Origin of the sequence: Pseudomonas kuykendallii, from assembly GCF_900106975.1 — a bacterium.
Lineage (GTDB): Bacteria > Pseudomonadota > Gammaproteobacteria > Pseudomonadales > Pseudomonadaceae > Pseudomonas_O > Pseudomonas_O kuykendallii.
On record NZ_FNNU01000003.1, the window covers coordinates 593,876 to 616,667 of the forward strand.

Here is a 22,792-nt window from a genome sequence, read left to right on the forward strand (position 1 = left end):
CAACCGTATTCCCATGACCCTTTCCATAGAGAACAAGATGGGCGAATTCGACGCCATCCGACCTTACGACGACGCCGAAGTGCCAGCGGTTCTGGCCCGCCTGTTCGCCGACCGACAATTCCTCGACATCCTTACCCGCTTCCGCTTCCCGCGACTGGCCGGGCCGTTCGGCTGGGCACTCAAGCCGCTGATCGCGCGGCGCCTCAACAAGGAAGTGCGCGGCATCGAATCGGTCTCCGCGCTGCAGGACAAGATCGAGACCTACGTCGACCGCACCATCGAGCGCGCCACCGACGGTGTCACCTACTCCGGCGTGGAGCAACTCAAGGCCGGTTGCAGCTACCTATTCCTCGCCAACCACCGCGACATCGTGATGGACCCGGCCTTCGTCAACTACGCGGTGTACCACGCCGGCCTGCCAACGCCGCGCATCGCCATCGGCGACAACCTGCTGCAACGACCCTTCGTCAGCGACCTGATGCGCCTGAACAAGAGCTTCATCGTGCACCGCTCGCTGACCGGTCGCCGCGAGAAGCTTGCCGCCTACCAGTTGCTCTCGGCCTACATCAGCCACTCGATCCGCAACGACGGCCAGTCGATCTGGATCGCCCAGGCCGAAGGCCGCGCCAAGGACGGCGACGACCGTACCGATTCGGCGATCCTGAAGATGTTCCACATGAGCCGCAAGGACGAGGACTTCGCCGCGGTCATCGCCAGCCTGCGCCTGGTCCCGGTGTCGATCAGCTACGAGTATGACCCCTGCGATCAGGCCAAGGCGCGCGAGCTGTGCATTCGCGCGACCACCGGCGAGTACGTCAAATCGCCCGGCGAGGACGACACCAGCATCGCCCTGGGCATCACCGGCTACAAGGGTCGGGTGCACATCAACTTCGGCGAGGTGGTGGACAGCGGCTTCACCGACAGCAAGGGCCTGGCGCAGGAGCTGGACCGCCGCATCCTCGCCCATTACCGACTGTTCCCGGTGCACTACCTGGCCTATTCGATGTGGGCCGAGCGCGACCCTGCGCTGGAAGTGCCCAGCGCCGAACAGGTGTTCCCGGCAGCGGAAGTGGCGCGCGCACGGCAGGAATGGCAGAAACGCCTGGACGCCTGCCTGCCGGAGCAACGCCCGTACATGGTCCTGCAATACGCCACGCCGGTGCGCAACCAGTACCGCGTCAAGGCCGGCCTGCCGCTCTAGCGTCGGCGCGAGGCATGAAAAAGGCGACCTCGGTCGCCTTTTTCATGGTTCGCGGATGCGGTGTTACAGCCGTGTGCTTTCCCAGGAAACCACCAGCGCCACGCCCAGGCAGGCGCCGCCGAAGCGGTTGAAGAAGCGGTCCAGCCGCGCGCGCCGAGGCTCGGCCCCTTCCACGGCAGCGGCCGGACGCCACAGCGCACCGCGCAGCTGGGTGGCGATCAGCACCCAGCTGCCGGCCACGGCGAAGAACAGCGCCAGCAGGTTGATCGACTGGGCGGGATTGGAAAGCCAGAACGACAGGGACATCGAAACCTCGGCGAGAAAGCCACACGGGCATCAGCGAATACGGCGCCGGAGTCTACCCAACGCCACGTCACCGTAGTGGCTTTCCGACGAATGTCACAGTGCCAGCAGATCGCCGCAGGGTGCGCCGCGGAACCGCGCAGCCCCATGGTGCGCATGGCACACCCTACGCGGAGGGCGCCTGCCGATCACGGCAAGAGCATATCTGCCGAGGGTTGGTCCCTACGCGCAGACCGTAGGGTGCGCCGCGCGCACCGTGGAGGCCCATGGTACGCACGGTGCACCCTCCCTCCCTGACCGGCAGGCGCCCACAAAAAAGCCCGGCGAACCGGGCTTTCTCGATCGACCGGGCGCTTACTGCGAGAGCATCTGGCCGATGGTCTGATCCTTGAACACGCGGCTGAGCGCATCGCTCAATACGTCGCTGACCAGCTTGGTGTTGGTCTGCTGGTTCGGCGCGCTGCCGAAACGCTGGTTCAGCGAAGCGCCGTAGCGGCCGTTGTAGCTGCGCTGGCTGTTCTTCACTTCGGTGCGGAAGGTCGCGGTGATATCCGCCTCGGTGACGTACACGCCATCCTTCGGCGACTGGTACTTCAGCTCGGAGAGGATGATGGTCAGCTGCGGCGCGTTGTAGGCGTTGGCCGACGGTGTGAAGCCGAGCAGGCGAACCGCGGCCTCGGCCTGGGTTTGCAGCTTGGGCACGACGCTGGTGCTCGCGACGCTGATGGTGCTGGTTTCGGCGTACAGGCCACCGCGGGTACCGAGCGACGGCGACGGACGCCCGTCCACCACGCGAACCACCACCGGTTGGCCGTGGCCAACGGGGTTGATCTGGGCATTGATCTTCGGATCCGGGTCGAGTTGCTGCGGGCTGAGGGCACAACCGGCAAGAGTCACGCTGGCGACAGCGAACAGACTCAGCAACAGGCGATTTCGCATGCTCTTCTCTCCTGGTGGGCATCGATGGGCGCGAGTATAACGAGCGTCGCGTGGCGCCGACAGCGGCCGGGAGCGGATTCTCACGGGCCTCGCGCATATGACTGCAGGCGCGCCGATTCTATCGATCGGACATCCCATCGTTCGACCCGAGGGCAGGATTCAGGCAGGTGTCACCGAGCTGACCGGACGACGGACGAAAGTCACAAGCGAGCAGCCACGACCGGGAATTCGCCGGTATAATCGCCCCCGATTATAAAAGGGCACCCCATGCCGACGGCTGTAGCGCGCCCCGCGCGCCACCGATCGGCGAGGAGAGTCGCCCAAGCGTGCTGCCCCGCCGCGCCGAGCTTCCACTAATTGCGTAGAGCAATTTGCCTGAAGGCGGCGTTTAATCGCCCCCGATCGGCGGAACCGGCAGCACCGACTTCGAGGTTCACGACTCCAAAAGAGCGTGGGATGACGGGTTTTCACAACTTCACGAGAGTGTGGCGAGCATGAACAGGTCTGTAACCAACAAGAAAGACAGCGCTTCCACCTGACCCACTGACGGCATTTGCGCCTCCTCCTCGCGGAGACGGGCGAACAGCGCGCCGACTCGCCCCACTGGCCTTGCCTGGGCGATCGACGCGTGACCGGACAGGACGACCGGGTCGCGACTCCGATTGACGGAACTCGAGGCCCCTGCGGCTTTCAGCTTGAAAGGTCGTCTGCATTTCCTTTGACGATGCAGGTTTTGGAGAAGCGTTAATGGCGCAACACGAAAACGAAACGCTGGACGTGCTGCTGGTGGGAGCCGGCATCATGAGCGCGACACTGGCGGCCTTGCTCAAGGAACTCGACCCCAGCATGCGTCTGGAAGTCGTCGAGTCGATGTCCTCCGGCGCGGCGGAGAGTTCCAACCCCTGGAACAACGCCGGCACCGGCCACGCCGGCCTCTGTGAACTGAACTACACGCCACAGGCTGCCGACGGCACGATCAATATCGACAAGGCCGTGCACATCAACACCCAGTTCGAAGTGTCCAAGCAGTTCTGGGCGCACCTGGTGGAGAAAGGCACCTTCGCCTCGCCGAAGTCCTTCATCAATCCGGTGCCGCACCTGAGCTTCGTCCAGGGCCAGGCCGGCATCGAGTACCTGAAGAAGCGCTTCGCCGCGCTGACCGGGCACCACGCTTTTTCCTCCATGGAATACAGCGAAGACAAGGCCACCCTGGCGCGCTGGATGCCGCTGATGATGCCCGGCCGCGCGGCCGACGAGGCCATCGCCGCGACCCGCGTGGAGAACGGCACAGACGTCAACTTCGGCGCCCTGACCACCTCGCTGCTGGCGCACCTGGTCAGCCAGCCGAACAGCACCGTCACCTACAGCCAGAAGGTCACCGGCCTCAAGCGCACCGGCAAGGGCTGGGCGGTCACCATCAAGCACAACGAAAGCGGCGCCGAGCGTGAAGTCAACGCGCGCTTCGTGTTCCTCGGCGCCGGCGGCGCTGCGCTGACGCTGCTGCAGGCCTCGGGTATCGAGGAAAGCAAAGGCTACGGCGGCTTCCCGGTGAGCGGCCAGTGGCTTCGCTGCGACAATCCCGAGGTGGTCAGGCAGCACGACTCCAAGGTCTACAGCCAGGCGGCGGTCGGCTCGCCGCCGATGTCGGTTCCGCACCTCGACACGCGTGTGGTCGACGGCAAGAAGTCCCTGCTGTTCGGGCCTTATGCCGGCTTCACCACCAAGTTCCTCAAGCACGGTTCGTTCCTCGACCTGCCGCTGTCGATCCGCCTGGGCAACATCGGCCCGATGCTGGCCGTGGCGCGCGACAACATGGACCTGACCCGCTATCTGATCAGCGAAGTGCGTCAGTCCATGGAGCAGCGCCTCGACGCCCTACGGCGCTTCTACCCGCAGGCCAAGCCCGAGGACTGGCGCCTGGAGATCGCCGGCCAGCGCGTGCAGATCATCAAGAAGGACGCCAAGAAAGGCGGCGTGCTGCAGTTCGGCACCGAGCTGGTCGCCTCGCGCGACGGTTCCATCGCCGCGCTGCTGGGCGCCTCGCCGGGCGCTTCGGTGACCGTGTCGATCATGCTCGGCCTGATCGAGCGCTGCTTCGCCGAGCAGGCTCGCTCGGAGCAGTGGACGAGCAAGCTGCAGGAGATCTTCCCGGCTCGCGAGAAGCAGCTGGAAAGCGACGCCGCGCTGTACCGCGAGGTCAGCGCACGCTGCAACGAACGTCTGCAGCTGGTCGCCCGTCAGGAAGTTGCGGAAGGCGTGATCTGAGCAGGCCCTGCGCAAACAAAAAACCGCCAGCGATGGCGGTTTTTTTATGCCGGACTCAATGCTTCGATGCTCAACGTAGGGTGCGCCGCGCGCACCGGCAGGGTCCGCCGCATCGCCAGGCGGTGCGCAGGGCGCACCCTACGGCAGGCGGCTCGATGAAGAAGCTCAGCCGCGCGCGGCTTCGATGATCTCGATATAGGCCTCGGCCATGCGCTGGTCGCGGATCAGCGCGACGAAGTCGTTGCCCTGTGCGTCCTTGGCGTCGAGGTCGTAGCCGGCCTCGACGAAGAAACGAACGAAGCGCTCGAAGTCGTCGACGCGCAGGCCGCGGTAGGCCTTGACCAGCTTGTGCAGCGAGGGCGGCGTGTCATCGGCCGGCTCCACCTCGAGAAACAGCTTGATCGGCTCGTCGCCGATTTCCTCACCAATCACCTGTTTCTTGTCTTTGCGCATTCTGGGCTCCAGCACAGCGAATTTCACGGGGCCGGCAGTGTACTCCGCGCGGCGCACGAGGCTCAACGCGGCGGACACTTCAGGTCATGCGAAGCGCCTGGCGCGCGCCGTATACTGGGCGGGCATCCGCCCTGGAGCCGTCATGTCGATTTCCTTTCCTCCGCTATTCGCCGCCTGGCGCCAGACCCGTCGCGCCGGTTATTCATGGAACGCCCTGCGCGGCGACATCGCCGCCGGCCTGACCGTCGGGGTGATCGCCATCCCCCTGGCCATGGCGCTCGCCATCGCCGTCGGCGTGCCGCCGCAACACGGGCTCTACACGGTACTGATCGGCGCGCCGCTGATCGCGTTGTTCGGCGGCTCGCGCTTCAACATCTCCGGGCCGACCGCCGCCTTCGTGGTGATCCTGCTGCCGATCACCCAGCAGTACGGCATCGGCGGCCTGCTGCTGTGTACCCTGCTCGCCGGGCTGATCCTCGTCGCCCTCGGCCTGCTGCGCGCGGGGCGGCTGATCGAATTCGTGCCCTATCCGGTCACGCTGGGTTTCACCGCCGGCATCGGCATCGTCATCGCAACCCTGCAGATGAAGGACTTCCTCGGCCTGAGCCTGGATGGCCACCCCCAGCATTACCTGCAACAACTCGGCGCATTGCTGCGCGCGCTGCCCAGCCTGCAACTCGGCGACACGCTGGTGGGAATCACCTGTCTGGCGCTGCTGATTGTCTGGCCACGGGTCAGCCGCAAGGTGCCGGGGCACCTGGTGGCGCTGCTGCTGGGCGCGTGTCTCGGGCTGCTGCTGGAGCGCCTCGGCCTACCGGTGGCGACCCTCGGCGAACGCTTCAGCTACCTGCAGGATGGCGTCAGTCATCCCGGCATCCCGCCGTTCCTGCCGGCCTTCGCCTGGCCCTGGAACCTGCCCGGCGCGGACGGCCAGCCGCTGGTGCTGAGCTTCGAGCTGATCCACCAGTTGCTCGCGCCGGCGTTCGCCATCGCCATGCTCGGCGCCATCGAATCGCTGCTCTGCGCGGTGGTCGCCGACGGCATGAGCGGCAGCAAGCACGACCCAAACGCCGAATTGATCGGCCAGGGCATCGGCAACCTGGTGGCGCCGCTGTTCGGCGGCATCACCGCCACCGCGGCGATCGCCCGCAGCGCCGCCAACGTGCGCGCCGGCGCCTTTTCGCCGCTGGCGGCGATGATCCACTCCGGCGTGGTGCTGGCGGCCATGCTGCTGCTCGCGCCCCTGTTCAGCTACCTGCCCATGGCGGCGCTGGCCGCGCTGCTGCTGATGGTGGCCTGGAACATGAGCGAGCCGCCGCATGTGCTGCACACGCTGAGGATCGCCCCGCGCAGCGACGTGCTGGTGCTGCTGACCTGCCTGGCGCTCACCGTGATCTTCGACATGGTGCTGGCGGTGGGCGTCGGCCTGCTGCTGGCCGCCGGGCTGTTCATCAAGCGGATGAGCGAGCTGACCGACACCGCCGCCCTGCCGCGCGGCTTTCACCAGGCGCTGCAGGACCTGCCGGAACACGTCGCCGCCTACGCCATCCGCGGGCCGCTGTTCTTCGGCGCGGCGGAAAAGGCCCTCAGCGCGCTGCGCAAGTTCAGCCCCGGAGTGAAGGTGGTGATCGTCGAACTGAGCGCCGTACCCATGCTCGACATGACCGCGCTGGCGGCGCTGGAGAACGTGCTGGGCGACTACCGCCGGCAGGGCATCGGCCTGGTCCTGGTCGGCACCCATCCGCGCGTGCGCCTCAAGCTGCGCCGCGCCGGCATCCATCGCCACGAAGGCCGGCTAGCCTACGTCCGCGACCTGCAACAGGCGAGGGAGAAGGCGCTGCGCTGGGTGGAGGGGGAGATTGCGCGGTAGGGCCGAAGACCGGTTCGGTGCGCGCGGCGCACCCTACAAATCGCCACCATAGGGTGCACCATGCGCACCGAGGCGGTTACCCGAGCCTCGTGGATGTCGGCCGCCCTACTCGCTCCGTCACACCGACCGGTGGATCGATGAGGCGCGATCCACCCTACGCAATGGACGGTGCGCGCGGCGCACCCTACACATTCGCCACCGTAGGGTGCGCCATGCGCACCGAGGCAGTTGCCTCGAGAGTGTCATCCGCTCTGCTCGCCTTATCCACCGCCACACCGCCCGGTGGTTCGATGAGGCGCGGCCCACCCTACCGTCGCGCGGCGCTTCCGTCCGTCAGAGTCCCTTCACCGCGTAGATGCCTGCCGCGTTGCGCCAGTAGCCCTTGTAGTCCATGCCATAGCCGAAGACGTAGCGATCGACGCAGGACAGGCCGACGTAGTTCGCCTTCAGGTCCGGCCGCGCCTTGCGGTCGTGATCCTTGTCCACCAGCACCGCGGTGTGCACGTTGGCGGCACCGGCATGGCGGCAGAAGTCGATGATCGCCGCCAGGGTGTGTCCCTCGTCCAGGATGTCGTCGATGATCAGCACGTCGCGGTCCATGAAGGAGATTTCCGGCTTGGCCTTCCAGAACAGCTCGCCGCCGCTGGTCTGGTTGCGGTAGCGGGTCGCGTGCAGGTACGACAGTTCGAGCGGGAAGTTCAGTTTCGGCAGCAGTTTGCCGGAGAAGATCAGGCCGCCGTTCATCACGCAGAACACCACCGGGTTGCGCTCCGCCAGCTCGGCGTTGATGGCCAGCGCCATCTTCGCGATGGCCGCCTCCACTTCGGCTTCGGAGTGCAGGCAATCGGCTTCCGCCATCACCTGGCGAATGTGGGCGAGCTCGGCGGACATGGCGGTTTCCTCATGGGTGGGACGGCGAAGTTGATCGGGGCGTCAGCTTGGAAGGGCGGCAAAGGTACCTATCCAGCCCCCGCCCCGCAAGCCCGCGGAGACATCGTTCGGCACCGGGCCGCGGGGGAAGGCGACCCGCTTCGCGGGGAACTGACCCAGCGCAAAAATAGCCTATGCAACATACTGCGGAACGCCCGTTGAGCCAGCCAATGCAGTACTCTATCGCGATTTTTTTGCCCGCCGGAGACCAATTCCCATGCCCATCCGTGAGATCCGCCATCCGCTGATCCGCCACAAGCTCGGCCTGATGCGCCGCGCCGACATCAGCACCAAGAATTTTCGCGAACTGGCCCAGGAAGTCGGCGCGCTGCTGACCTACGAAGCGACCAACGACCTGCCGCTGGAAACCTGCGCCATCGAAGGCTGGTGCGGCGAAGTGCAGGTGGAGAAGATCGCCGGCAAGAAGATCACCGTGGTGCCGATCCTGCGCGCCGGCATCGGCATGCTCGACGGCGTGCTCAGCCTGATTCCCGGTGCCAAGGTCAGCGTCGTCGGCCTGGCGCGCAACGAGGAAACCCTCGCCGCGCACACCTACCTGGAGAAACTGGTAGGCGAGCTGAACCAGCGTCTGGCGCTGATCATCGATCCGATGCTGGCCACCGGCGGCTCGATGATCGCCACCATCGACATGCTGAAGAAGGCCGGCTGCAAGGAAGTCCGCGCGCTGGTGCTGGTCGCCGCGCCGGAAGGCATCAAGGCGGTCACCGAGGCGCATCCCGACGTGGCGATCTACACCGCCTCTATCGATTCGCACCTCAACGAGCAGGGTTACATCATCCCGGGCCTGGGCGATGCCGGCGACAAGATCTTCGGCACCAAGCAGAAGGACAACTGAGCATGCAGCAGTACAACGATCCGCTATGGAAGCAGATCATTTCCGGTGCACAGATGCTCTTCGTCGCCTTCGGCGCGCTGGTGCTGATGCCGCTGATCACCGGCATGGACCCCAACGTTGCCCTCTTCACCGCCGGCCTCGGGACCCTGCTGTTCCAGCTGGTCACCGGCCGCCAGGTGCCGGTGTTCCTCGCCTCGAGCTTCGCCTTCATCGCGCCGATCATCGTCGCCAAGGGTGAGTTCGGCCTGCCGGCGGTGCTCGGCGGCGTGGTCGCCGCGGGCTTCGTCTACACCTTCCTGGGCCTCGCGGTGAAGATCAGGGGCGTCGGCTTCATCGACCGCCTGCTGCCGCCGGTGGTGATCGCCCCGGTGATCATCTCCATCGGCCTGGGCCTGTCGCCGGTGGCGGTGAACATGGCCATGGGCAAGACCGGCGACGCCAGCGCGCAGCTGATTCCCTACGGCACGGCGATGCTGGTGTCGATGCCGGCGCTGCTGACTACGCTGCTGGTGGCGATCTACGGCAAGGGCATCTTCCGCCTGGTGCCGATCCTCGCCGGCGTGGTCGTTGGCTACGGGCTGTCGTTCGCCTTCGGACTGGTCGACACCGCCGGCATCGCCGCCGCGCCCTGGCTGGCCATGCCGCACTTCGTCGCGCCGGAATTCCACTGGGGCGCGATCCTGTTCATGGTTCCTGTCGCCTTGGCGCCGGCCATCGAACACGTCGGCGGGGTCATCGCGGTCGGTGGCGTGACCGGCAACGACTACCTGAAGAAACCCGGCCTGCATCGCACGCTGCTCGGCGACGGCCTGGCCACCTCGGCCGCCGGCCTGTTCGGCGGCCCGCCCAACACCACCTACGCCGAAGTCACCGGCGCGGTGATGCTGACCAAGAGCTACAACCCGAAGATCATGACCTGGGCGGCCGGCTTCGCCATCGTCCTGGCCTTCATCGGCAAGTTCGGCGCCGGCCTGCAGAGCATTCCGGTCCCGGTGATGGGCGGCATTCTCTGCCTGCTGTTCGGATCGATCGCGGTGGTCGGCCTGAACACCCTGATCCGCCACCAGGTGGACATGGCCGAGGCGCGCAACCTGGTGATCGTTTCGGTGACCCTGGTGTTCGGCATCGGCGGCATGGTCATCGGCAACGGCGACATCGGCCTGAAAGGCATCTCGCTGTGCGGCATCGTCGCCATCGGCCTGAACCTGCTGCTGCCGGGCGGCGCCGGCTGGAAGAACAAGCCGCTGATCGAGCCCCAGGAGCTCGACGCCAAGGAGTGATTCGCTCCCGCCGCCGTGCCCTCGGTGCGGCGGCGCCCCTTCCCGCCTAGCGATAGGCGCCGACGATGCCCTCGCGCTCGTCCATGCACTCCGCCGAACCCAGCTCGAAATCCCGACACACCTGCGGCCGGTTCACGTAGATGGTGCAGCGCATGCTGTCGCGATCCAGCGCCACGCACCAGCCGTCGTCTAGCCGGCACATCACGTCGCCGCCCCACTCCGCGGTGTCGATGTAGCGTTCGGGCACGCCGGTGTCGCCGAGCAGCAGCACCTCCAGCCGACAGCAACAGGCCGCGCAGGTCGAGCAGGACACCGCGGGCTCGGCGATCTGGTGATGGGGAATGTGGCGGGAGGAGTCGGACATGCCGCGCAGTGTACGCCTGTGGCGCCCGTAGCAGGCCCTGGGTGGATGGCTGGCTTGCGTCGCACGGACACCGCCGGTGCGCGCGGCGCACCCTACGGGAGCGCGTCGCCGGGCCACTGCCGTAGGGTGCGCCATGCGCACCGGGGAACGCCGGGACGCCATTGGTGCGCCGTGCGCACCGCGAGCTACTGCGGGGGCCGCCTAGCGCAGGTTCTTGAACGCGGCCAGGGCGCGCTGGCGGCTTTCGCCGAGGTCGACGATCGGCGCCGGGTAATCCGCGCGGCCGAACAGGTCGCTGCCCTTGGCGCCTGGCGAATGGACCTGCTTGCCCTTGATCCCGGCCAGCTCCGGCACCCACTCGCGGATGAAGTCGCCGTGCGGGTCGAACTTCTGCGACTGGCTGACCGCGTTGAAGATGCGGAAGTACGGCACCGAGTCGGTCCCGGTGGAGGCGCTCCACTGCCAGCCGCCGTTGTTCGCCGCTAGGTCGCCGTCGATCAGGTGGCGCATGAACCAGCGCTCGCCCTCGCGCCAGTCGATCAGCAGGTTCTTGCTGAGGAACATCGCGCTGATCATCCGCAGGCGGTTGTGCATCCAGCCACAAGCAAGCATCTGCCGCATCGCCGCGTCGACGATGGGAATCCCGGTGCGCCCCTGCTGCCAGGCTTCCAGGTCCGCCGGCGCGTGGCGCCAGGGCAGCCGCTCGGTTTCCGGCTTGAACGCCCGGTGCATGGACACCCGCGGGTAGCCGACCAGGATGTGCTTGTAGAACTCGCGCCAGAGCAGCTCGTCGATCCAGGTGGTGACGCCCGGATTGCCGCTGTCGAACTCGCCGCCGTTGCTGGCCAGAGCGGCGTGCAGGCACTGCCGCGGGGAGACCACGCCGGCCGCGAGGTAGGCGCCGATGCGGCTGGTGCCGGGCTGCGCGGGGAAGTCGCGTTCGACGTGGTAATCGCCGATGTCCTCATCGGCGAAGGCATCCAGGCGCTTCAGCGCGGCGCGCTCGCCGGCCGGCCACAGCTCGATCAGCGAACGGGAGGGCGTGGCGAAACCCTCGACCGTCTTCGGCAGCGGATCGCTGGCCAGCTTCATCGGCGCCTGAGCCCTGGGCGCCGGCAGGCAATGTGGCAAGGCGGCGTACAGGCGCTGGAGGCATTGCTTGCGGAACTGCCCGTAGACCTTGAAATAGCCGTCGGACTGGGTGAGCACACTGCCCGGAGCGAAGAACAGCTGGTCCAGGTGCCGGCGGAAGGCCACGCCGTCGGCCTTCAGCGCCTGCTCCACCGCCGCGTCGCGCGCGCTTTCGTTGACGCCGTACTCGTCGTTCACCTGCACCGCGCGGATCCCATGCTCGCGGCACAGGGCGGCGATCAAGCTCGGCGCGGTGCTCCAGTCGTCCGCCTGGCGAATCAGCAGCGGCACGTTCAGTGCGCCGAGCGCCTCGCGCAATTCGGCGAGGTTGCGCAGCCAGAAGTCGACCTTGCAGTCGGCGTCGTCATGCCGCCGCCATTGCCCGGGAGCGATCAGGTAGACGGCGAGGGTCGGCCCCGCGCCGAGGGTGGCGTGCAGGGCGCTGTTGTCCTGCACGCGAAGGTCGCTGCGGAACCAGATCAGTTGGGACATGGAGGTCCTTATCCGGTGGAGCGCGGCGCGATGCCGCGAGGTTCAGAGGGCGTTGCGCAGGCTGAGGGTCTCGGGATGCGGCTGCATGTAGGCCTGGCGCTCGATGTAGGGATGCGGGTGCTGGCGGAAGTGATGCTTGAGCAGCGTCATCGGCACCACCAGCGGCACGATGCCCTGGCGGTACTGCTCAATCAGTTGCTGGATTTCCTGGCGCTGGTCGCTGTCCAGGTTGCCGCGCAGGTAACCGCTCAGGTGCTGCAACACGTTGCTGTGGGTGCCGCGGGTGGCGCATTTGCGCAGCGCCCTCATCAGCGCGCTGAAATAGCGCGGGCCGAGCGCCTGCGGATCGTGCTCGCCGAGGCTGCCGAGCAGCCGGCCGATGGACTTGTACTGCACCGGGTCGGTGGCCATCAGCAGGTACTTGTAGCGCGAGTGGTAGCCGATGATCGCGCTACGGGTCAGGCCGTCGCGCAGCAGCGCCTGCCATTCGGCGTAGGCGAACACGCGGGTGAGGAAGTTCTCGCGCAGCACCGGATCGTTGAGCCGGCCCTCCTCCTCCACCGGCAGGTCCGGCAGCAATTCGGTGACGGCAGCCGCGAAGATGCCGCGCCCGCCGCCCTCCACCGGGTTGCCGTTGTCGCCATGCAGCTTGACCCGGTGCAGCCCGCAGGACGGCGACTTCTGCATGAAGATGTAGCCGCTCAGGCCATTCAGCTCGGCCGCCATGCGCTGGCCGTAGTCGTGCAGCGCCTGGGTGTGATCGCGGGACGGATCACGGCTATCCACCGCGCGCGGCCCTTGGGGATGATCGATCAGACGGATCGCCGCACGCGGAATGCCCAGGCCAATGGCGACCTCGGGACAGAGCGCGACGAACTCGACGTGCTGCGCCAGTGCCTGGCTGCACAAGCGCGACTCCTTGTGGCCGCCATTGAAGCGCACCTCGGAGCCCATCAGGCAGGCGCTGATGCCGAGCCGGGGCTTTGTCGATGCGGGAATAGCACTGGCCATATGGACTCTCCAAAGTTGTACAGGAAATTGATCGCGTACAACTTTGATCGTTCAAGAAAGCGTTCACCAAGTCAACCCGCGACGGCCCTCGGCACCCTGCGACGACGGATCAGCGGCGGTGCTCCAGCAGCTTGCGTGCGGCTTCCTGGCCGCTCAGCCAGGCACCCTCGACGCGCCCGGACAGGCACCAGTCGCCGCAGGCATAGAGGCCGAGATCGACATCCGCCAGCGTCCCCCACTGATGGGCGAGCGACGGCTTCGCATATAGCCAGCGGTGCGCCAGGGTGAACGTCGGCGCCGGCACCGCGCAGCCGATCATCTCGGCGAAGGCGCCGTGCAGGTGCTCGATGACCTGCTCCCTGGGCATGTCCAGGTGCTGCCGGGTCCAGGCGCTGGTGGCGTGCAGCACCCAGGTGTCGGGCTGGTTGTCGCGTCCGGGTTTGGAACGGTTGCGCGCCAGCCAGTCGAGCGGGCCGTCCTGCACGAAACAGCCCTCCAGCCCGGTTTCCAGCGGCGTGGCGAAGGCCAGCGCCACCGCCCAGGTCGGCTCCATCGCCACCGTGGCCGCGGCCCCGGCCAGCTTCGGCGCGGCCGCCAGCAGGGCCGTCGCCTGCGGCGCCGGGGTGGCGATGATCACCGAGCTGAACGGCCCGTGGCTGCGGCCTTCGGTGTCCTGCAGGGTCCAGTTCTCCTCGCCGCGGAAGACGTCGACGATGCGGCAGTTGAACTCCACCGGCAGCGCACTGAGCAGGGCGCGGGTGATCGAACTCATGCGCGGCGTGCCGACGAAGCGAACCTGCTCGTCCGGCGAGGCGCTCAGTTGACCGTTCTGGAATTGATAGAGGCTCGGCGACCATTCGGCGACCCAGCCGCGCTGGAGCCATTGCTGCACCACCTCGGCGAAGCGCCGGTCGCGCGCGGTGAAGTACTGCGCGCCCATATCCAGCGCGCCCGCCTCGCTGCGCTTGCTGGCCATGCGACCGCCGCTGCCGCGGCTCTTGTCGAACAAACGAATCTCTTGGCCGGCGTCCAGCAGCGCATGGGCCGCGGAAAGACCGGCGAGGCCGGTGCCGATGATGGCGATGGGAGTAGTCATGAATTACCTCGTGAGCCTTCGACTGCAGGCTGGCTCCTGTACAATTTCTTGCGCTGTACAGTTTGGACACGTCTTCGCGACACAGTTCAGCCTAGAGCCAACCCGGGAACACGTCACGCGTCCATTCGCGCGACCGGGGAAATGCCGACCCGCGACCTGCCTGCGGCCCTGTCCCGCAGTCTCGATCGCCCCGATGAATTTTCTCTAGCGGTGCGGCGCGCCGGCCGCTTCGTATAATCGACCCACGACGCCACGCCTAAGGATCACGCATGACCGATCACGCCCTGCTGCTGGTCAACCTGGGTTCGCCCGCCTCCACCTCGGTGGACGACGTGCGGCGCTACCTGAACCAGTTCCTCATGGACCCATACGTGGTCGACCTGCCGTGGCCGCTGCGCCGGCTGCTGGTCTCGCTGATCCTGATCCGCCGCCCGGAGCAGTCGGCGCACGCCTATGCCTCGATCTGGTGGGACGAGGGCTCGCCGCTGATCGTCCTCAGCCGCCAGTTGCAGGAAGCCGTGCGCCCCCACTGGCCGCACGGCCCGGTCGCGCTGGCGATGCGCTACGGAGAGCCGTCGCTGGAAAACACCCTGCGCGAGCTGGCCGCCCAGGGCGTGCGCAAAGTGACGCTGGCACCGCTCTACCCGCAGTTCGCCCAGAGCACCACCACCACGGTGATCGAGGAGGCGAAGCGGGTCATCGCGCAGCACGGGCTGGATATCCGCATGGGCGTGCTGCAACCCTTCTTCGCCGAACCGGAATACCTCGATGCGCTGGTGGAGAGCGCCAGGCCCTACCTGGACGAAGGCTTCGATCACCTGCTGCTGAGCTTCCACGGGCTGCCCGAACGGCACATCCGCAAGCTGGTGAAACAGCCCAAGCACGACCTGCGCGCGCCGGACAGCAAGGGCGTCAGCGACGAAGTGCTCGCGGTCTGCTACCGCAGCCAGTGCCAGCGCACCGCCGAAGCCTTCGCCGAACGCCTCGGATTGCGTCCGGACCAGTGGTCGGTGTCCTTCCAGTCGCGCCTGGGCCGCGACAAGTGGATCGAGCCCTACACCGAAACCCGCCTCGGCGAACTCGGCGCGCAGGGCGTCGGCAAGCTGCTGGTGATGTGCCCGGCGTTCGTCGCCGACTGCATCGAAACCCTCGAGGAGATCGGCCAGCGCGGCCAGGAACAGTTCGCCGAGGCCGGCGGCGGCGAGCTGAAGCTGGTGCCCTGCGTGAACAGCCATCCACGGTGGGTGGAGGCATTGGTCAGGCTGTGTGAGCGGGTGGTGGTCTAGGACTGGCCGTTGGCCTGACCTGTGTAACCGCGCCGGGGTGATGTAAATCTCGGACATGTAGGGTGGATGACGCTCTTTTCATCCACCGTTACACCGCTGGTGGATCGGTGAGGCGCGATCCACCCTACGAACTGAATTATCGAGCGATTTGAAGCAGGGGCTCCGCTCTGCTGAGCGGGCTCCTTTTGGCATTGCCCCAAAAGGAACCAAAAGGTCTAGCCCCGCCATACGGAACTAGGCGTCCCCGTCTCGCTGCGCGAGACTTCCCTCGCTCCATCGCCGCTCCGGGGGGCGGCGTACAAGGCCATCCATGGCCCTTTACGCCTCTCGCCGCATCCATGCGGCTCACTCCCCTATACGACGATTCCACTCGGCCTCCTGAAGGGGCGATCGGTGGTGTCTGAGGGTTCGATGAACGAAGAGCAGAAGCGGGAAGTGCAGAAAAGCGATCGCCAGCAAGCTGGCTCCTACAGGGTCCGGTGGCTTCTGCACGCTCACCGCCCACGTCCGGATCCGCTCTCTGTAGGAGCGAGCTTGCTCGCGATCAACGGTTAACTTGGCTGCGATCTATCAAACGGCGCGGAATCCCCCTTTCAGGAGGCCGAACGCAGGCATTGCGTAACGGGTTGAGCGGCATGGATGCCGCGAGAGCCGCGATGGGCCAGGGATGGCCCTTCGCGGCGGGCCCGTGGAGCGGTGCCGGAGTGAGGGGAGTCTCGCAAAGCGAGACCCGGATGCAGGGGGCGTGTTTCTTTGCTTACTTTCTTTGCACGAGCAAAGAAAGTGAGGCGCCCGTCAGGGGCGCAATCCGGGCCCAAAAGCAAACGCAGGTGAAGGATGTACACCAGCGCCAGCGGCAAAACGCAACGCGCCAGAAATGCAGGGTGGATGACACACTCCTCATCCACCGTTACACCGCCCGGTGGATCGATAAAGCGCGATCCACCCTACGAAACTACGGAGCTACAAAACGCCCCTACCACTCTTCCCTCACCCTGAACCAGGCCGCATAAAGCGCCGGCAGGAACAGCAGTGTCAGCGCCGTCGCCACGATCAACCCGCCCATGATCGCCACCGCCATCGGCCCGAAGAATACGCTGCGCGACAGCGGAATCATCGCCAGCACCGCCGCCAGGGCGGTCAGCACGATCGGCCGGAAACGCCGTACCGTCGCGTCGATGATCGCGTCCCAGCGGCGCTGCCCGGCGGCGATGTCCTGTTCGATCTGGTCCACCAGGATCACCGAGTTGCGCATGATCATGCCCGACAGCGCGATGGTGCCGAGCATCGCCACGAAGCCGAACGGCTGATTGAACAGCAGCAGGAACAGCGTCACGCCGATCAGCCCCAGCGGCGCGGTGAGGAACACCATCAGCGTGCGCGAGAAGCTCTTCAGCTGCAGCATCAACAGGCTCAGCACCACCACGATGAACAGCGGCACGCCGGCGTTCACCGAGTTCTGCCCCTTGGCCGAATCCTCGACCGTGCCGCCGACCTGCAGCAGGTAGCCATCGGGCAACTGCTCGCGGATCGATTGCAAGGTCGGCTCGATCTGCTTGACCAGGGTCGCCGGCTGCTCGGTGCCGTAGATGTCGGCGCGCACGGTGACCGTGGGCAGGCGGTCGCGGTGCCAGATGATGCCTTCCTCGAAGCCGTACTCCAGGGTCGCCACCTGCGATAGCGCCACGCTGCGCCCGTTACTGGTGGGCATCGCCAGGCTCGGCAGCAAGGCGAGGTCCTGCCGCTCGCGCGGGGTGCCGCGCAGGAGGATTTCGATCAGCTCGTTGTCCTCGCGGTACTGGCTCACGCTGGAGCCCGAGACCGCGCTTTGCAGGAAGCTCGACAGGTCGGCGGTGGTCACGCCCAGCGCCCGCGCGCGTTCCTGGTCGACATTCAGGTAGACGACCTTGCTCGGCTCCTGCCAGTCCAGGTGGACGTTGGAGACGTGCGGGTTCTCGCGCACCTTGTCGGCGACCTGGCGCGCCAGACCGCGGACCTCGTCGATGTGCTCGCCGGACACGCGGAACTGGATCGGGTAGCCCACCGGCGGGCCGTTCTCCAGGCGCGAGACGCGGGTGCGAAGGCTCGGGAACTGCTCGTTGAGGGTCTGGATCAGCCAGACGCGCAGCGCCTCGCGCTCCTCGATGGACTTCGCCAGCACCACGAACTGAGCGAAGCTGGTGGCCGGCAACTGCTGGTCCAGCGGCAGGTAGAAGCGCGGCGAACCGGTGCCGACATAGGCGACGAAGTTGTCGATGCCCGGACGCTCGGCGAGCATCTTCTCCAGACGCCGCACTTCGGCTTCGGTCGCCACCAGCGAGGCGCCCTCGGCGAGCTTGAAGTCGACCATCAGCTCGAGCCGGCCGGACGCCGGGAAGAACTGCTGCGGCACGAAACGGAACAGCAGCACCGCGCCGACGAACGTCGCCAGGGTCAACACGATCACCGTCTTGCGGTAGCGCACGCACCAGCCGACCAGCCGCCGCACGCGCAGGTAGAAGGCCGTCGAGTACGGGTCGTGGGCGCCCTCGCCGTGCTTCTGCGCGTGGCGCTTGGCCAGGTCCGGCAGCAGGCGGTCGCCCAGGTAGGGAACGAAGACCACCGCGGCGAACCACGACACCACCAGCGCGATGGCCACCACCTGGAAGATCGAGCGGGTGTATTCGCCAGTGCCGGACTGCGCGGTGGCTATCGGCAGGAAGCCGGCGGCGGTGATCAGCGTACCGGTGAGCATCGGGAACGCGGTGCTGGTCCAGGCGTAGCTGGCCGCCTTCAGCCGGTCGTAGCCCTGCTCCATCTTTATCGCCATCATCTCCACCGCGATGATCGCGTCGTCCACCAGCAGCCCCAGCGCCAGCACCAGCGCGCCGAGGGAAATCTTGTGCAGGCCGATATCGAAGTAGCGCATGGTGGCGAAGGTCATCGCCAGCACCAGCGGGATCGACAACGCCACCACCAGCCCGGTGCGCATGCCCAGCGAGAAGAAACTCACCAGCAGGACGATGCCCAGCGCCTCGGCGAGCACGCGGACGAATTCGCCGACGCCGGTCTTCACCGCCGCCGGCTGGTCGGACACCTTGCGCAGCTGCATGCCCGCCGGGAGCGTTTCCTGGATACGCGCGAACTCGTGCTCCAGCGCCTCGCCGAGCACCAGGATATTGCCGCCGGGCTTCATCGACACCGCCAGGCCGAGGGCGTCCTCGCCCATGAAGCGCATGCGCGGCGCCGGCGGGTCGTTGAAGCCGCGCTTGACCTCGGCGACGTCGCCGATGCGGAAGCTGCGGTCGCCGACGCGGATCGGGAAGTCGCGGATCTCCTCCACCGACTCGAAGCGCCCGGTGACGCGGAGCTGCACGCGGTCGCTGGCGGTCTCGAAGAAACCCGCCGAGGCGACCGCGTTCTGCGCCTCGAGCGCCTGCTGCACCGCGCTCATCGGCAGGCCGAGGGTGGCCAGCTTGACGTTGGACAGCTCGATCCAGACCTTCTCGTCCTGCAGGCCGACCAGTTCGACCTTGCCGACGTCCTTGACCCGCTGCAGTTGCAACTGGATGCGATCGGCGTAGTCCTTGAGCACGGCGTAGCTGTAGCCGCCGCCGGTCAGCGCATAGATGTTGCCGAAGGTGGTGCCGAACTCGTCGTTGAAGAACGGCCCCTGGATGCCGGCCGGCAGGGTATGGCGGATGTCGCTGACCTTCTTGCGGATCTGGTACCAGAGCTCGGGGATTTCCACCGAATGCATGGAGTCACGGGCCATGAAGGTGACCTGGGAAAGCCCGGGACGCGAGAACGAGACGATGCGCTCGTACTCGCCGGTCTCCATCAGCTTCTTCTCGATGCGCTCGGTGACCTGCCGCGACACCTCTTCGGCGCTGGCGCCCGGCCAGTTGGTCTGGATGACCATGGCCTTGAAGGTGAACGGCGGGTCCTCGCTCTGCCCCAGCTTGCTGTAGGACAGCGCGCCGACGATGGCGATCAGCAACATCACGTAGAGCACGATCTGGCGGTTTTTCAGCGCCCAGGCGGAAAGATTGAAGCCCATCGCCGCTTACTCCTTGGCTGCCAGCTTGATCGCACGGTTGTCGCGATCCACCGGACGGATCTGCTGGCCTTCGCGCAACACCTGCACGCCGGCCGCCACCACCCAGTCGCTGGCCTGGAGGCCCTCGAGTACCGGAACCAGGGTTTCGCCGTAGGCGCCGATGCGCACCGGCGTGCGCTTCAGCGTGGCGGTCTGCGGGTCGACCCGCCACACGAAGGGCGCGCCGTTCTCCGCCGACAATGCCGACAGCGGCACCGCCAGGGCCTGGGCGGCGCCGGTGCTGGCGAACACCCGGGCACTCTGGCCGAGCTCCGCGGGCACCGTACCAACGTCGAAGGCGACCCGTGCCGGGAAGGTGCGCGACTGCGCGTCGGCGGCCGGCGACAGCTCGCGGATGTGCGCCGGGTAACGCTGGCCGGGCTGCGACCAGAGTTCCACCTCGATCGGCTGGCCGATGCGGAAGCGCTCGAAGGCGTGCTCGGGCAGGTTGATCGCCACCTCGCGCTCGCCATCCACCGCCAGGCTGAACAGCGTCTGCCCGGCGGAAACCACCTGCCCGACATCGAAGCGCCGGCTGGCGATCACGCCGTCCTGCGGCGCACGCAGCACCGCGTAGCCGGCCTGGTTGTTGGCGACGTTGAACTCGGCGCGAATCTGCCGCAGGCGAGCCTCGGCCGAAAGGAAGCCGTTATGCGCGCTGTCGTACTGCGAGCGGCTGACCATCTGCCGGTCGAGCAGGCGCTGATAACGCTCGCGCTCGGCCTTGGCCAGTTGCAGGTTGGCCTCGGCGGCGGCGACCTGCGCGCGGCTGGCGTCCAGCTGCAGGCGCACGTCCTGCGGGTCAAGCTCGGCCAGCGGCTGGTCCTTCTTGACCCGCTCGCCCACTTCCACCAGACGCTGGGTCACCTTGCCGCCGATGCGGAACGCCAGCTCCGGCTCGTAGCGCGCGCGTACCTCGCCCGGAAAGCTCTCCGAGGCGGCACCCGCCGGCTGCGGCTGCACCACCATCGCCGGGCGCGGCGGAGCCGGCGGCGCCTGGGGTTTTTCGCAAGCGCCGAGCGCCAGCGCGAGGGACAGGACGGAAAGCGGAGCGAGGAAACGGGGTGACATGATCGGTGGCCCTTCGCAGACGGCGTTTTGGAATTCTTATACTGGCGGGTATAGTAAAAATAGAAAACTCACCAGTCCAGTATTTAAACGGCGAAAATGTCAGACAAATCTTTTCCCGGTAACGGCCCCGGCCGGCCCAAGGACCCCGCCAAGCGCAAGGCCATTCTCGAGGCGGCGAAATGCCTGTTCCTGAGGCAGGGCTACGACGGCAGCAGCATGGACGCCATCGCCGCCCACGCCGGGGTTTCCAAGCTCACGGTGTACAGCCACTTCAACGACAAGGAGACGCTGTTCGCTGCCGCGGTGAAGGCCAAGTGCGAAGAACAGCTGCCCGACCTGCTGTTCGAACTGACCGAGGAGGCGCCCATCGAGGCGCTGCTGATGAGGATCGGGCTGGGTTTCTACAGCCTGATCAACAGCGCGGAATCGGTGGGCCTGCACCGCACCATGATCGCCCTGGCAAGCTCCAACCCGCGGCTCTCGCAGCTGTTCTACGAGGCCGGGCCGAAGCAGGTGATCGAGGAGATGGCGCGGCTGCTGGCCGAGGTGGATCGCGCCGGGAAGCTGCGCATCGCCGATCCGCACGGCGCCGCCGAGCATTTTTTCTGCCTGGTCAAGGGCGGCCACCACTTCCGCCACCTGATCGGCTGCGCCGAAGCGCAAAGCGCGGAAGACGAACAGGCCCACGTGTGCGACGTGGTTGAACTGTTCCTGCGCGCGTACCGCATCCCGCCCCTCAGCTGAGGTTGGCCTTGTGCAAGCCGTAGAGCTTGTCGGCCGAGCCGGGCACGGCGCGGAAGGCGACGCTCAGGCGGTTCCAGCCGTTGATCGCGATGATCAGGAAGGACAGGTCGGCCACTTCCTGCTCGGACAGCTGCTCGCGCACCGCCTCGAAGATCGCGTCCGGCACGCCGTGCGGCGGCAGGTGGGTCAGCGCCTCGGTCCATTCCAGCGCCGCGCGTTCACGCGGGGAAAACAATGGCGACTCGCGCCACACGGCGACGTGGTGCAGGCGCAACTCACGCTCGCCGTGAATCTTGGCTTCCTTGACGTGCATGTCGACGCAGAAGGCGCAGCCGTTCAGTTGCGACGCGCGCAGCGTCACCAGATGGGCGATCTCGGCGAGAAAGGGTTTCTTGTTCAGCAGAACGCTGAATTCCGCGTACAGGGCGGCGGCGTCGGGGGACAGCTTGTAGTAGTCGAGACGTTGGCTCATGGTCGTGCTCCGCAGGTCTGAAGGCCGTTACGGCGAATGCCGTGGTGGCCCGGTGGAGACGACTGTACGGGGCGATGGCCTAGTCACGTAGAGCCAAGTTTCAGCTGTTTGACTGGGACATGGACGGGCAAGCGATCAGCCGACGGCGACCAGTTTTTTCAGCGGATAGATGTCGTAGCGGCTGGACTTGCCGTCCAGGCTGTAGCCCGGCTTGGCGCCTTCGATCGGCGGCGCCTTGCGCGGGCGCTTCACCACCACGCGGTGGCTGGCCAGCGCCAGCGCGGCCTGCAACAGCGCCGGCGCGTCCATGTCGTCGCCCACCAGCGGGCGGAACAGGCGCATCTCCTTCTTCACCAGCGCGCTCTTGTCGCGATGCGGGAACATCGGGTCGAGGTAGATCACCTGGGGCGCCTCGTCCTGCCAGGCGCCGATCAGCTCGATGGCGTTGCCCACCAACAGGCGCATGCGCGCGACGATCGAACCGACCTCCGCATCGCCGGCGGCGCGGGCCAGACCATCTTCCAGCAGGGCGGCGATCAGCGGCTGGCGCTCGATCAGGCTGACCGTGCAGCCCAGGGTCGCGAGCACGAAGGCATCGCGTCCCAGCCCGGCGGTGGCATCCAGTACCGACGGCCGAATGCCTGCGCCGACGCCGACCGCCTTGGCGATCATCTGCCCGCTGCCGCCACCGAAACGCCGCCGGTGCGCCACCGCGCCCTCGAGGAAATCCACCCGCACCGGGCCCGGCGCGGCATCGCCCAGCTCGACGAACTGCAAGCCCTCGGCGCCCACCTGCACGGCGAACGCCGCGTCGCCCTGCAACGGCAGGCCGAGGCGCTGCGCCCAGCGCTCGGCGGCGGCGCAATGGTCGGCGGAAAGCGCTTCGACGCGCAGGGTCGGCAGGTCGGTCATGGTGCTCGGGGCAGGCGATGAGGGGCGGCCATTCTGCC

At 66.9% G+C, this 22,792-nt stretch carries 19 protein-coding genes; 7 read left to right on the forward strand and 12 right to left on the reverse strand.

Annotated elements, in window-relative coordinates; translation table 11 throughout:
- The first annotated feature begins 37 nt into the window (after positions 1-37).
- A complete protein-coding gene (locus BLV15_RS12775) occupies positions 38-1,201 on the forward strand; it encodes a 1-acyl-sn-glycerol-3-phosphate acyltransferase (RefSeq protein WP_090228748.1) in 1,164 nt (387 codons plus the stop codon).
- Positions 1,202-1,264: 63 nt separating this feature from the next.
- Here BLV15_RS12775 and BLV15_RS12780 read toward each other — a convergent pair whose 3' ends face one another.
- Entirely contained in the window at positions 1,265-1,507 is a 243-nt protein-coding gene (locus tag BLV15_RS12780; RefSeq protein WP_090228751.1) for a hypothetical protein, read from the reverse strand.
- A 351-nt stretch (positions 1,508-1,858) separates the two neighbouring features.
- A complete protein-coding gene (locus BLV15_RS12785; protein ID WP_090228754.1) occupies positions 1,859-2,443 on the reverse strand; it encodes a YajG family lipoprotein in 585 nt (194 codons plus the stop codon).
- Between the two features lie 747 nt (positions 2,444-3,190).
- On the opposite strand from BLV15_RS12785, the gene mqo reads away from it, so the two are divergent.
- Positions 3,191-4,708: a malate dehydrogenase (quinone) gene (mqo, locus tag BLV15_RS12790; RefSeq protein ID WP_090228757.1), complete on the forward strand. Its 1,518-nt coding sequence runs from the start codon at positions 3,191-3,193 to the stop codon at positions 4,706-4,708.
- Positions 4,709-4,873: 165 nt separating this feature from the next.
- Here the strand turns inward: mqo and BLV15_RS12795 are convergent, their stop codons facing one another.
- Positions 4,874-5,161, reverse strand: coding sequence for a PA4642 family protein (locus tag BLV15_RS12795; RefSeq protein ID WP_090228760.1), 288 nt, complete (start codon positions 5,159-5,161; stop codon positions 4,874-4,876).
- 142 nt (positions 5,162-5,303) lie between these two features.
- On the opposite strand from BLV15_RS12795, the gene dauA reads away from it, so the two are divergent.
- Positions 5,304-7,031, forward strand: coding sequence for a C4-dicarboxylic acid transporter DauA (gene dauA, locus BLV15_RS12800; RefSeq protein ID WP_090228763.1), 1,728 nt, complete (start codon positions 5,304-5,306; stop codon positions 7,029-7,031).
- A gap of 333 nt (positions 7,032-7,364) precedes the next feature.
- On the opposite strand, the gene BLV15_RS12805 is transcribed toward dauA, so the two are convergent.
- Positions 7,365-7,922 carry a hypoxanthine-guanine phosphoribosyltransferase gene (locus BLV15_RS12805; RefSeq protein ID WP_090228765.1) on the reverse strand — a complete coding sequence of 186 codons (558 nt, stop codon included), beginning with the start codon at positions 7,920-7,922 and terminating at the stop codon, positions 7,365-7,367.
- Positions 7,923-8,178: 256 nt separating this feature from the next.
- Between BLV15_RS12805 and upp the strand changes: the two genes are divergently transcribed.
- On the forward strand, positions 8,179-8,817 hold the full coding sequence (gene upp, locus BLV15_RS12810; protein WP_090228767.1) for a uracil phosphoribosyltransferase: 639 nt from the start codon (positions 8,179-8,181) through the stop codon (positions 8,815-8,817).
- Between the two features lie 2 nt (positions 8,818-8,819).
- Positions 8,820-10,097 (forward strand): uracil-xanthine permease family protein, encoded by a 1,278-nt coding sequence (locus tag BLV15_RS12815; RefSeq protein ID WP_090228770.1) that lies wholly within the window; start codon positions 8,820-8,822, stop codon positions 10,095-10,097.
- A 46-nt stretch (positions 10,098-10,143) separates the two neighbouring features.
- Here the strand turns inward: BLV15_RS12815 and BLV15_RS12820 are convergent, their stop codons facing one another.
- The 4 genes from BLV15_RS12820 to BLV15_RS12835 all read right to left on the reverse strand — a co-directional run bounded on the left by BLV15_RS12820 (position 10,144) and on the right by BLV15_RS12835 (position 14,191).
- Positions 10,144-10,461, reverse strand: a complete 318-nt coding sequence (locus BLV15_RS12820; RefSeq protein ID WP_090228772.1) for a YkgJ family cysteine cluster protein — start codon at positions 10,459-10,461, stop codon at positions 10,144-10,146.
- Positions 10,462-10,662: 201 nt separating this feature from the next.
- The gene (phrB, locus tag BLV15_RS12825) at positions 10,663-12,084 is read right to left on the reverse strand and encodes a deoxyribodipyrimidine photo-lyase (protein ID WP_090228775.1); all 1,422 of its coding nucleotides are present in this window, start codon (positions 12,082-12,084) and stop codon (positions 10,663-10,665) included.
- 42 nt (positions 12,085-12,126) lie between these two features.
- A complete protein-coding gene (locus tag BLV15_RS12830; protein WP_090228777.1) occupies positions 12,127-13,095 on the reverse strand; it encodes a YbgA family protein in 969 nt (322 codons plus the stop codon).
- Between the two features lie 109 nt (positions 13,096-13,204).
- Positions 13,205-14,191 (reverse strand): NAD(P)/FAD-dependent oxidoreductase, encoded by a 987-nt coding sequence (locus BLV15_RS12835; RefSeq protein WP_090228780.1) that lies wholly within the window; start codon positions 14,189-14,191, stop codon positions 13,205-13,207.
- A 269-nt stretch (positions 14,192-14,460) separates the two neighbouring features.
- Between BLV15_RS12835 and hemH the strand changes: the two genes are divergently transcribed.
- A complete protein-coding gene (gene hemH / locus BLV15_RS12840) occupies positions 14,461-15,477 on the forward strand; it encodes a ferrochelatase (protein WP_090228782.1) in 1,017 nt (338 codons plus the stop codon).
- Between the two features lie 976 nt (positions 15,478-16,453).
- On the opposite strand, the gene BLV15_RS12850 is transcribed toward hemH, so the two are convergent.
- Positions 16,454-19,516, reverse strand: coding sequence for an efflux RND transporter permease subunit (locus BLV15_RS12850; protein WP_090228788.1), 3,063 nt, complete (start codon positions 19,514-19,516; stop codon positions 16,454-16,456).
- 6 nt (positions 19,517-19,522) lie between these two features.
- Positions 19,523-20,626, reverse strand: coding sequence for an efflux RND transporter periplasmic adaptor subunit (locus BLV15_RS12855; RefSeq protein WP_090228790.1), 1,104 nt, complete (start codon positions 20,624-20,626; stop codon positions 19,523-19,525).
- A gap of 96 nt (positions 20,627-20,722) precedes the next feature.
- On the opposite strand from BLV15_RS12855, the gene BLV15_RS12860 reads away from it, so the two are divergent.
- Positions 20,723-21,370 (forward strand): TetR/AcrR family transcriptional regulator, encoded by a 648-nt coding sequence (locus BLV15_RS12860; RefSeq protein WP_090228793.1) that lies wholly within the window; start codon positions 20,723-20,725, stop codon positions 21,368-21,370.
- On the opposite strand, the gene BLV15_RS12865 is transcribed toward BLV15_RS12860, so the two are convergent.
- Together BLV15_RS12865 and BLV15_RS12870 are read right to left on the reverse strand one after the other, a co-directional pair.
- Positions 21,363-21,842 carry a carboxymuconolactone decarboxylase family protein gene (locus BLV15_RS12865; RefSeq protein ID WP_090228794.1) on the reverse strand — a complete coding sequence of 160 codons (480 nt, stop codon included), beginning with the start codon at positions 21,840-21,842 and terminating at the stop codon, positions 21,363-21,365. The two genes, BLV15_RS12860 and BLV15_RS12865, sit on opposite strands and share 8 nt — an antisense overlap.
- A 135-nt stretch (positions 21,843-21,977) precedes the next feature.
- A complete protein-coding gene (locus BLV15_RS12870) occupies positions 21,978-22,754 on the reverse strand; it encodes a class I SAM-dependent methyltransferase (RefSeq protein ID WP_090228798.1) in 777 nt (258 codons plus the stop codon).
- Positions 22,755-22,792: the final 38 nt, after the last annotated feature.